Source organism: Thalassococcus sp. BH17M4-6, from assembly GCF_049323015.1.
Lineage (GTDB): Bacteria > Pseudomonadota > Alphaproteobacteria > Rhodobacterales > Rhodobacteraceae > Puniceibacterium.
This window is the reverse complement of the sequence record NZ_JBMPGU010000022.1, coordinates 37055-46520: the sequence shown is the minus strand read 5'-3', so window position 1 is coordinate 46520 and position 9466 is coordinate 37055. Positions and strand designations below refer to the sequence as shown.

Below are 9466 nucleotides of genomic sequence, written 5' to 3'. Positions count from 1 at the left end.
GCCTATTATGTTGAAAAACTCTTCCTTGATCGAGTGGCAAGTCGCTGATTCAATTCGTCCTATAGGGAGGGATTGGCGATGATGGGACCGAGGCAGGAAGCGCAGGCGGCTCTGTTCTACGAGTTCTCGCTAGAGGATCATGTTCCCCAAGACCACCTGCTGCGGTCGATTGATCGGTTCGTCGATCTGAACGGCATCCGGGCCCATCTGGCGGATTTCTACAGCCACACCGGCCGCCCGTCCGTCGATCCTGAACTGCTGATCCGGATGCTGCTGGTCGGGTATTGCTTTGGCATCCGGTCGGAACGGCGGCTCTGTGAGGAGGTACATCTCAACCTCGCATATCGCTGGTTCTGCCGTCTCGATCTCGGCGACCGCGTTCCCGATCATTCCACCTTTTCAAAGAACCGGCATGGGCGGTTCCGCGAGAGCGAACTGTTGCGCCACTTGTTCGAGACGACGGTGGCGCGATGCATCGAAGAAGGCCTGGTCAGCGGACAGCGCATGGCCATCGATGCCAGCCTGATCGAGGCGGACGCCAACAAGCAGAACTCGACGCCCAAGGAAGAATGGAATGTGTCGACCATCGATCCGGCAGATGCGCCCCGCGCAGTGCGCGAGTACCTCGATACGCTGGACGAGGCGGCCTTTGGTGCAGCGTCCCCGGTTCAGCCCAAGTTCACGTCCCATTCCGATCCGGCCAGCCAATGGACGGCTGCGCGCAAAGGCCCAGCATTCTTTGCCTATTCCGACAATTACCTGATCGATACGGACCACGGCGTCATCGTCGATGTTGAAGCCACCAGATCAATCCGTCAGGCCGAGGTCGGATCGACCAAGACCATGCTGAGACGGGTGAAGGATCGGTTCGATCTGCATCCCGAACGGCTGATCGCCGATACCGCCTACGGAACTGGGCCTATGCTTGGCTGGTTGGTCGAGCAGAAGATCGCTCCACATATTCCGGTGTTCGACAAGGCTGGCCGATCCGATGGCACATGGTCCCGTGCCGACTTCGAATGGGATGCCGAGAACGATCAGTACATCTGCCCCGAAGGTCACGCCCTCAAACAGTTCCGCCGCAACTACTCGGACCCGAACCGAGGACCGACAGGCAAGGGCACCGCCCGTTATCGGGCACTGAAAGAGGTCTGCCAGGCCTGCCCATCCAAAGCCAGGTGCTGCCCCAACACCGACGCGCGCAAGATCACCCGCGAGGAACACGAAGACGCCCGTCAGGTCGCGCGCGACATTGCCAAGACCCGCCAATACGACATCTCGATGAAGCTCCGAAAGAAGGTCGAGATGCTCTTCGCCCATCTCAAACGCATCCTCGGCCTGGGCCGGCTTCGATTACGAGGTCCATGTGGCGCCAACGACGAATTCCTCCTCGCAGCCACCGCTCAAAACCTCCGCAAACTGGCCAAGATCTTCCCTGCACCGCAGAAACCATCCAAAGCCTGATCAGAGAGGCGCTTGCGCCCCGTTCCGGCCGCTACTTTCTGCATCCGCAACACGTTGTTTTTCAACAGAATCAGCCCAGAGTGACCGATGCTGCGCGATGCATGAATGTCCGGTTTCAATGCTATTTCATTGACAGGCTCAATGGGCACCCGCATGGTTTTTGGTATGCTTGAAGAAATTGCCATCCAATACGTTAATCAGACGGAAGACAGCCTACGGCTGATTTCCTACGGGATCACCATCACAGGCGCTTTTTTCGCAGCGATCTTCCACAAAAGCAGCGCCGAACTCCGGCGGGCGCCCTATTTTGCTTACTCAGGGCTTCTCTTCTTTGTTATGGCCGCATCGCAACTTGTGTGGTTGAACTCGATTCCGGCTATGGCTGGCGGATATCTCTGGGCCTTCATGCTTGTGGACGTAGTTATCGGCCTCTGTGTGGGCTACGCCCTCGGTATCATTGCGATGGCACGATCCCGCGACGCGTACGGTCATGCGCGGATGGGCGTACTCGCGTTCATCCCTATCGCGAACTTCTGGCTTCTGCTCACGCCGTCCAAGAGCGACGTTTCCGCGAACCGCGCGCCGACAATCCCGCTCCTGACAGGTGCGTTGGGAGTGTTGACAGGCTTCGTTCTTCTCTTCGCGGGTGTCGCGCTGGGCGCGTTGATTCAGGTGGAGACGAACCGCATGGTCGCGGAAACCGAGAATGACCCTGCGATGCAACGAGCTGGCATAGACATGATGGTGCGCGGACAGGGCCTTGAAGAAACCCTTCGCCAGATGGCGGCAGAGGTGCCAAGCCAGCGCGTTGACGATACGACGGCCTTGCTGAGAGTTTTGAGCGACGGCACGACCCTACGGTACGTCTACGAGGTATCAACAAACCCGGATGCGTTGCCCGTGTCGATGCGAATGGGCCTTGTCCAGCACAACTGCACCTATGAGGCTCTGCAGCCTGTCATAGAGGCCGGTGCTACCATTGAACACGTCTACCAGCGGACTGACAATAGTGAGATCGGGGTTGTGACGGTCACAGGCGACATATGTAATTATTGATTTGGAGGTTGACCCCGAGCGGACAATCGTTCGGTAGCCAAGTCCCGCGATGCAGGCTTTGAACCATACCGCGCCGAAGGGCCGGTCCGGATCCGAGTTGCTTGACGATTGCGCCAATCCTGCGGGATGCGGCGCGTCGATCGGTTTCGGACGATCCGCATCATCGCGGCAAAGCCGCGCGCGAAAGGTGGCCGGGGGCCGTCGCTCAGAAATCTGTGGGCACGCCGCCTTCGGCCTTTCGGCGGGCGACGAAATCGGACAGTTCCTCCTCTATGGCCTGATCCAGCGCGGGCGGTTCGAATTCTTCCAGGATCAGCTTGTAGAGCATATGCGCCCGCTCGGGTGTCCAGATCGCACCGGCGGAATGCCAGGCCTCGAAATTCTTCCAGTCCGACAGGAAGGGCTGGTAGAAGGCCGTGGCATAGCGGTCCTGGGTGTGCTGGGTGCCGAAGAAATGGCCGGAGTGACCGACTTCGCGGATCGCGTCGAGCGCCAGCGCGTCGTCGCTGACGTCGCAGATCTCGGGCTCCATGTAGCGCTGTAACTGCTGGAGCACCTCGCAATCCATGATGAACTTTTCGGGGCTGGCGATCAGCCCGCCCTCGAGCCATCCGGCGGCGTGATAAACCATGTTGGTGCCCGACTGCATCGCGGCCCAGAGGCTGTGCTCGGTTTCCCACATCGCCTGCCCGTCGGGGATGTTGGCGGCGCAGACGCCCGAGGACCGCATCGGCAGGCCATAAAAACGCGCCATCTGGCCGGTCATTTGCGTGGCGCGGATGTATTCCGGGGTGCCAAAGGCCGGCGCGCCGGATTTCATGTCGACATTGCTGGTAAAGGTGCCGATCACACACGGCACGCCCGGCTTGATGATCTGTGCCAGCACCACCGCGCTCAGCCCCTCGGCCAGGCTTTGCGCGACAGCCCCGGCCATCGTCACCGGCGCCATGGCACCGGCCAGCGTGAAGGGCGTGACCACCAGCGCCTGACCGCGCCGGGCCATCTGCATCCAGCCGTCGAGCATCGGATGATCGTGCTTGAGCGGCGAGGTCGAATTGATGTTGGTGTACATCCGGGGGCTGGCCTCGAACGCGTCGTGGCTGAGCCCGCCGGCGATGCGGACCATTTCCATCACGTCCTGCACCCGTTCCGTGCCCAGGGAATAGACGTGGTTGACCTTGTCGGTCAGCACCAGCTTGTCATAGGCCGCGTCAAGGTGCCGTTCGCGCGGGTGGATGTCGACCGGTTCGACCGGATAGCCGCCCGCGAAATGGATGCAGTTGAAATACTGCGTGAGCTTCAGCAGATTGCGAAAATGCGTCCGGGTGCCGGTGACCTTGTGCCCGATCTCCATGTCCCAGTAGTTTGGCGGCGACGACACGTTGCCGAAAAGAATGTGGTTGCCGCCGACCGTCACCTGCCGGTCGGGGTTGCGCGGGGTCACGGTGAACTGGTCCGGCGCCTTGCCGACCATCTCCATCACCATGGCGCGGTCGATGCGGACGTTTTCGCCCGTGACCGTACAGCCCGCCTTTTGCATGATCTGCGCCGCGGCGGGGTTGAGGAATTCGATGCCGATCTCCTCAAGAATGCGCATCGCCGCGTCGTGCATGCGAGCCACGCCTTCCTCGGTCAGCGGCTCTGTCGGGCGGTCGGTGTTGACCGGGATGCGCCAAGGCGACTGTTCGATGACGGTGGTGCCGCGCCGGGTGGCGTGACCGGCCCGCCCGCCGTGCCTGCGCCGTTTGACTGCTGCCTCTGCCATGCCGTCCTCCGCGTTGCTGGGATCAGCAGAGCATCCGCCCGGGCCGGGGGCCTGCCCGAATGCGACGTGGCGCGTCGTTTTTACCCGTCAGCGCCCCGCAGCCAGTCGGGCAGATGGCCGATATCGGGCAGGACCGCATCGGCCAGGGGCGCCAGATCCTGCGCCGTCGCCGGTCCGGTCAGCACGCCCACGCATTGCATCCCGGCAGCGCGCCCGGCGGTCAGGTCATGGCGGCTGTCGCCCACCATGACCACCCGCGCCGGATCCAGCGCCTGCGCGCGGGCAAAGGCCAGCAGCGGCGCGGGCGAGGGTTTGCCGCCAAAGCCGCTGTCGAAGCCCGCGATGAAGTCGAACCGGTCCGCGACCGCGGCGGCCCCAAGATGCGCGCGCGCGCCGAATTCGGTGTCGTTGGTCATCACCCCCAGCCGCAGGCCCAGGCCCCGCAGCGCGTCGAGCAGCGGCGCCAGCGCCACCACCGGGGTCAGCTGCGCCTCGGCCGAGCTGCGCATGAGGTGGTCCTCGATCTGCGCGATGCTGAGATGCGGCAGTTCCGGCGCCAGGCATTCCGCCGCCTCGCGGTTGGTGCCCGCGATGACCCGGCTTTGCGGACGGAACCGCGCCGATTCGAGGTCGTAACCCGCCGCGTCGGCCAGCGCCCGCAGCCGCCCGGGCACGCCAGCGGCCAGGTCGCGCAGGGTGCCCGCGGCCCAGACATCCCAGGTGGCGCTGAAATCGAAAAGCGTGCCGTCCTTGTCGAACAGCACCCCGTCCGCGCGCAGAGCCGTCACGTCCAGTGCACCTGCTCGCCGCCGGGCAGAAGCGCGCGCGCCATCATCGGCGCCTCGTATCCCAGCCCTTCGGCATCGCAGAAGGAGACGATCCAGGCGTCGTCCATCAACAGGAAATCCAGAACCGAGGCCTGGAATTCCGGATCGGTCAGACCGGCGCGAAACTCTTCGGCGCCGGCACCCGATGCGCCCTGGAAGACCGGGCACAGCTCGTCATTGCCGGCCAGCCAGGCCACCGCCTGCAGCCCGATCGTTTCTGCGCCGTCGCGGGAAATCGCCATGTTGACCAGATCCGGAAACCGTTTGTTAACCAACCTTAGTAAACACTGCCATCCAGCCGGGGTGCAAGCGCGCACTGACCGGTTCCGCAGAGGATGCTCCATGACGGGACGAATTCTGATCGTCGACCCCGTGGCCACGAACCGCATCGTCTTGCGGGTCAAACTGGCGTCGGCGTTCTACGACGTGTCGCAGGCCGCCTCGACCGACGAGGCGCTGCGGCAGATACGCACCGTGCGGCCCGATCTGGTGATCGCGTCGGACGGCGCGGGCGACCAGTCGGGCACCGAGCTGTGCCGCCGCATCCGGGCGGCGGCCGGGCGGCACGGTCTGCCGGTGGTACTGCTGCAATGCCAGCCCACGGCGGCGCAACGACTGGCCGGGCTGATGGCGGGGGCCGACGATATCCTGACGCGGCCGCTGGACGACCTGGTGCTGCTGGCCCGGCTGCGCAGCCTGCTGCGCGCCCGCAATGCCGAGGCCGAGCTGCGCCTGCGCGACGACACCCAGCGCGCGCTTGGTCTGGCCGAGGAGGCGCCGGGCTTTGCCCGGCCTGCGCGCGTGGCGCTGGTGCCTGCGGGGCCGGGGCACGACATGCCCGGGACGCTGGCAAAGCTGCGCCATGCGCTGCCTGATCAGTTTACCATCGCGACACCCGATGCGGTGCTGCGCGACCGCGCCGATCCGGCCGAGGTCTTCGTGATTGCCGAAGCGGCGGGGCGCGGAGGCAAGGGGCTGGCGTTCCTGTCGGATCTGCGCGCGCGGGCGGAAACGCGGCATGCGGCGATCCTGTACGTCGCGGGGGCGCATCAGCGGCAATCGGCGGCGGCGGCGCTGGACCTGGGGGCCGATGACCTGATGATCGGCACGCTGGACGCGCAGGAACTGGCGTTGCGCCTGCAAAAGCAGATTGCCCGCAAGCGCACGGCGGAAAAGCTGCGCGCCAACATGCGCGACGGGGTGCAGGCGGCGCTGATCGACCCTCTGACGGGGCTTTTCAACCGGCGCTATGCCCTGCCGCATCTGGGGCGGCTGATCGACACGGCCACGGCGCTGGGCAAGCCGCTGGCGGTGATGATCGCCGATCTGGATCACTTCAAGCGCGTCAACGACCGGCATGGCCACGCCGCCGGCGATGCGGTGCTGACCGAAGTCGCGACGCGGCTGTCATCGGGGCTGCGCGCCGCCGATCTGCTGGCGCGGCACGGTGGGGAGGAGTTCCTGATCGCGATGCCCGACACCACGCGGGAGCAGGCGATGACCAGCGCCTCGCGCCTGTGTCGCGACATCGCGGCACAGCCCTTTGCGCTGCCGGGCGGGCAGTTGCGCATCCCGCTGACCATCAGCATCGGGGTGGCCATCGGCGGCGCGCCGGGGGCGCTGCAAGCGCAGGCCGAGCTGCTCGAGGCGGCAGATCGCGCGCTATATGCCGCCAAGGCCGATGGCCGCAACCAGGCGCTGATCGACACGCCGAGCGCGGCCTGACGAAAGGCGCCCGGCCGCCCGGCTAGTCGTCGTCGCGTCGCCGCCACATGCGTTTTTCCAGCCGGTCGATCTGATCCGACAGCCGGTCGGCATAGGCCTGCCGTTCCTCGGTGCTCATCCCCGAAACGACGTCCAGAAGCGCCTGCCGCCCGGTTTGCTGGCGCGCCTCGGCGCGGGTGTCCTGGCGCGCCATCACTGCGTCAAAGGCGGCGCGGTCGAAAGGGTCGGCGCGCAGCACCTCGACAGCGGCGCGGAAATCGCCTGCGATCTCGGCGGCGACGGCCCGGCGGTCGCCGCGGAAGGCGGCGCGCAGGTCGCGGCGCAGGGCGTCGCGCTGATCCTCGGTCAGCGCGCGGGAATAGCGCACCGCGCCGTCGCGCCCGCGCGGCCCGTCGCGATGATCTGGCCCACCGCGCAGGACAAAGCCCGCGACGATGCCGACGATCACGAGGTTCAGCGCCAGCGAGGCGAAGAGCACAAGCCGCAGCCAGAATTTCATTCGGGGTGCCTGGTCTGCCATGTCTCAGCCCTCCGTCATCGCGAAATCGTAGCCGCTGACCGGGTCCAGCGTGTCGATCGTGCCATAGGTTCCGTCGCCATCCTGCCAGTAGGCCAGCATCGCATCGGGGGGCGAAAACCCGAGCCAGACCCCCGCGCAGGCCGCCGCCGCCAGCCCCGCCATCGCGGGCCAGCCGCCAAGCGCGGCGATCAGCCCGGCCAGCGGCCGCCGATGCGGCGCGGGGTCGGGATCGGGGCGCGCGGCCAAGGCCTGCGCCTCGATTCGCGCCATGAGGTCGGCGGGCGGTTCGGGCGTGTCGGCGCGGGCGGCGCTGAAATACGCCCCCAACCCCGGGGGCAGGTCATCATCCGGTTCATGCGTCATCGCTCAACCCCAGTTCTGCGCGGGCGGTCAGCAGGATCGCCTCGAGCGCGCGTTTGCCCCGCGCGGTAAGACTTTCCACCGCCCGCGGGCCTATGTCCATGATCTGGGCAATCTCGGGATTGGCCAGACCTTCGATGTGACGCAGCACCACCGCCTGCCGTTGCCGGTCGGGCAGTTGCAAAAGCGCCGCCTGCAGCGCCGCGGCACGGGCGTCCTGCTGCAGCCGTGCCTCGGCGCTGATCGCGTCGTCGGCGATTTCGGGCGCGTCGTCCAGCGGCACGCCGCGGCGTCTGCGCTGCCGGTCGATGCAGAGGTTCGCGGTGACACGGTAGAGCCAGGTGGTCACCTTCGCCTCGCCCGCGCGCCAGCCCGGCGCCTGCCGCCAAAGCCGCATCAACGCCTCTTGCGTCACATCCTCGGCCTCGGCCCGGTCGCCCAGCATGCGCACCGCATGCGCATAGACACGCGGGGTCAGCCGCAGGGTCAGCGCCCGCGCGGCCTCGGCGCTGCCAGCGGCGTAGCGCGCAAGAAGGGTCTCGTCGTCGAGATCGTTCATGGCATCCAGCGGCATCTTCGGTCCTTGCGGCGGTAGCGCCTTGGCGGGGCCGGCGCAAGCGCGGGGCCCCGACAGGACCCCGCGCCAGTGCTTCGGCGCCTAGTGGCGGCCGCGTCCTTCGCCGCGATGGCCGCGCCAGTGCTTGCGGGCGTCGGCGAACTCCTCGGCGCTGATCGCGCCATCCTCGTCCTTGTCGAGCCGCTCGAACATCCGCGCGGGGTCGCGGCGGCCTGCCACCTCTTCGGGGCTGAGCTTGCCATCGCCGTTTTCGTCCAGCCGTTTGACCATCCGCGCGGCGCGGGCGGCGCTGCGTTCGGCCTTGCGGGCCTCGCGCTGGGCCTGCAATTCCTCGGGGCTGAGCGCGCCGTCGCCATCGGTGTCGGCGGCGGCAAAGCGCACGGCCCGGTGGGCCGCCATCTCTTCGGGCGTGACCTGTCCGTCGGCGTTGGCGTCCAGCTCTTCGAACAGGATCGGCGCGCGGTCGGGACCGCCACGGCGGCCGTCGCGGTCATGGGCGCTGGCCGCTACGGCGGTGATGCTCATCGCGGTGACAAGAACGCCCGTGATCCAGATACCTCTTTGCATGTCGTCTTCTCCATTTCTGACGGCGAACCGGGGTCGTTGCCCGGGTTCATGCACAGTCAAACGGCGCGGCCCGGCGGTTCCGTCGCAGAAAGTTCGGACAAACGATCACAGGGCCGTGATTTGCGACATCCGGACGCGGGGCGTTTTGGCCCCTTTTGTCAAGGCCCGGCGAGGGTCATCTTGGCCGCATGAGCAACACGTCACACACCACCGAGTCGCAGACTGCGCAGCCCGAACGGCCGACCTGGCCCGCGGTCTGGAAAGGCTGGCGGCGCAAATGTCCCAACTGCGGCACCGGTCCGATGCTGCGCAGTTACCTCAAGGTACGCGACACCTGCCCGGTGTGCCGCGAGCCGCTGCATCATCACCGCGCCGACGACGGCCCGGCGTACCTGACCATCCTGATCGTGGGGCACCTGATGGCGCCGCTCCTGCACGTGGCGTTTACGACCTACCGGCCCGATCCGCTGATCCTGTTCACGATCTTCGCGGTTGGCTGCATCTCGCTCTCGCTCTATCTTCTGCCGAGGTTGAAAGGGGTGATCGTGGCCATCCAGTGGGCGCGGTACATGCATGGATTCGCGCCGCCCGCGTGATCCGGCCCC

Annotated in this window: 11 protein-coding genes; 4 read left to right on the top strand and 7 right to left on the bottom strand. The window is 66.2% G+C overall.

What is annotated here, in order from left to right:
- The first annotated feature begins 78 nt into the window (after positions 1-78).
- Both ACOXXX_RS20520 and ACOXXX_RS20515 read left to right on the top strand, forming a co-directional pair.
- Positions 79-1464 (top strand): IS1182 family transposase, encoded by a 1386-nt coding sequence (locus ACOXXX_RS20520; RefSeq protein WP_422825414.1) that lies wholly within the window; start codon positions 79-81, stop codon positions 1462-1464.
- Positions 1465-1569: 105 nt separating this feature from the next.
- Positions 1570-2520 (top strand): hypothetical protein, encoded by a 951-nt coding sequence (locus ACOXXX_RS20515; protein WP_422828492.1) that lies wholly within the window; start codon positions 1570-1572, stop codon positions 2518-2520.
- Positions 2521-2725: 205 nt separating this feature from the next.
- On the opposite strand, the gene ACOXXX_RS20510 is transcribed toward ACOXXX_RS20515, so the two are convergent.
- From ACOXXX_RS20510 to ACOXXX_RS20500, 3 genes are all read right to left on the bottom strand, one after another.
- The gene (locus tag ACOXXX_RS20510; RefSeq protein ID WP_422828491.1) at positions 2726-4285 is read right to left on the bottom strand and encodes a trimethylamine methyltransferase family protein; all 1560 of its coding nucleotides are present in this window, start codon (positions 4283-4285) and stop codon (positions 2726-2728) included.
- Positions 4286-4365: 80 nt separating this feature from the next.
- Positions 4366-5064, bottom strand: coding sequence for an HAD family hydrolase (locus ACOXXX_RS20505; protein WP_422828495.1), 699 nt, complete (start codon positions 5062-5064; stop codon positions 4366-4368).
- A 5-nt stretch (positions 5065-5069) separates the two neighbouring features.
- Entirely contained in the window at positions 5070-5354 is a 285-nt protein-coding gene (locus ACOXXX_RS20500) for a DUF3572 domain-containing protein (protein WP_422828494.1), read from the bottom strand.
- A gap of 100 nt (positions 5355-5454) precedes the next feature.
- Between ACOXXX_RS20500 and ACOXXX_RS20495 the strand changes: the two genes are divergently transcribed.
- Positions 5455-6837: a diguanylate cyclase gene (locus tag ACOXXX_RS20495; protein WP_422828490.1), complete on the top strand. Its 1383-nt coding sequence runs from the start codon at positions 5455-5457 to the stop codon at positions 6835-6837.
- Between the two features lie 22 nt (positions 6838-6859).
- On the opposite strand, the gene ACOXXX_RS20490 is transcribed toward ACOXXX_RS20495, so the two are convergent.
- From ACOXXX_RS20490 to ACOXXX_RS20475, 4 genes are all read right to left on the bottom strand, one after another.
- The gene (locus ACOXXX_RS20490; RefSeq protein WP_422828489.1) at positions 6860-7357 is read right to left on the bottom strand and encodes a periplasmic heavy metal sensor; all 498 of its coding nucleotides are present in this window, start codon (positions 7355-7357) and stop codon (positions 6860-6862) included.
- Between the two features lie 3 nt (positions 7358-7360).
- On the bottom strand, positions 7361-7720 hold the full coding sequence (locus ACOXXX_RS20485) for a hypothetical protein (RefSeq protein ID WP_422828488.1): 360 nt from the start codon (positions 7718-7720) through the stop codon (positions 7361-7363).
- A complete protein-coding gene (locus ACOXXX_RS20480) occupies positions 7710-8291 on the bottom strand; it encodes an RNA polymerase sigma factor (protein WP_422828487.1) in 582 nt (193 codons plus the stop codon). The genes ACOXXX_RS20485 and ACOXXX_RS20480 overlap by 11 nt, the downstream gene beginning before the upstream one ends.
- Positions 8292-8375: 84 nt before the next feature.
- The gene (locus ACOXXX_RS20475; RefSeq protein ID WP_422828486.1) at positions 8376-8861 is read right to left on the bottom strand and encodes an EF-hand domain-containing protein; all 486 of its coding nucleotides are present in this window, start codon (positions 8859-8861) and stop codon (positions 8376-8378) included.
- Between the two features lie 188 nt (positions 8862-9049).
- On the opposite strand from ACOXXX_RS20475, the gene ACOXXX_RS20470 reads away from it, so the two are divergent.
- Positions 9050-9457 carry a DUF983 domain-containing protein gene (locus tag ACOXXX_RS20470; protein ID WP_422828485.1) on the top strand — a complete coding sequence of 136 codons (408 nt, stop codon included), beginning with the start codon at positions 9050-9052 and terminating at the stop codon, positions 9455-9457.
- Positions 9458-9466 lie beyond the last annotated feature (9 nt).

Bases quoted from the DNA above. Each gene is read 5' to 3' on its own strand.
- ACOXXX_RS20520 (WP_422825414.1), top strand. From the start codon at position 79: ATGATGGGACCGAGGCAGGAAGCGCAGGCGGCTCTGTTCTACGAGTTC.
- ACOXXX_RS20515 (WP_422828492.1), top strand. From the start codon at position 1,570: ATGTCCGGTTTCAATGCTATTTCATTGACAGGCTCAATGGGCACCCGC.
- ACOXXX_RS20510 (WP_422828491.1), bottom strand. From the start codon at position 4,285: ATGGCAGAGGCAGCAGTCAAACGGCGCAGGCACGGCGGGCGGGCCGGT.
- ACOXXX_RS20500 (WP_422828494.1), bottom strand. From the start codon at position 5,354: ATGGCGATTTCCCGCGACGGCGCAGAAACGATCGGGCTGCAGGCGGTG.
- ACOXXX_RS20495 (WP_422828490.1), top strand. From the start codon at position 5,455: ATGACGGGACGAATTCTGATCGTCGACCCCGTGGCCACGAACCGCATC.
- ACOXXX_RS20490 (WP_422828489.1), bottom strand. From the start codon at position 7,357: ATGGCAGACCAGGCACCCCGAATGAAATTCTGGCTGCGGCTTGTGCTC.
- ACOXXX_RS20485 (WP_422828488.1), bottom strand. From the start codon at position 7,720: ATGACGCATGAACCGGATGATGACCTGCCCCCGGGGTTGGGGGCGTAT.
- ACOXXX_RS20480 (WP_422828487.1), bottom strand. From the start codon at position 8,291: ATGCCGCTGGATGCCATGAACGATCTCGACGACGAGACCCTTCTTGCG.
- ACOXXX_RS20475 (WP_422828486.1), bottom strand. From the start codon at position 8,861: ATGCAAAGAGGTATCTGGATCACGGGCGTTCTTGTCACCGCGATGAGC.
- ACOXXX_RS20470 (WP_422828485.1), top strand. From the start codon at position 9,050: ATGAGCAACACGTCACACACCACCGAGTCGCAGACTGCGCAGCCCGAA.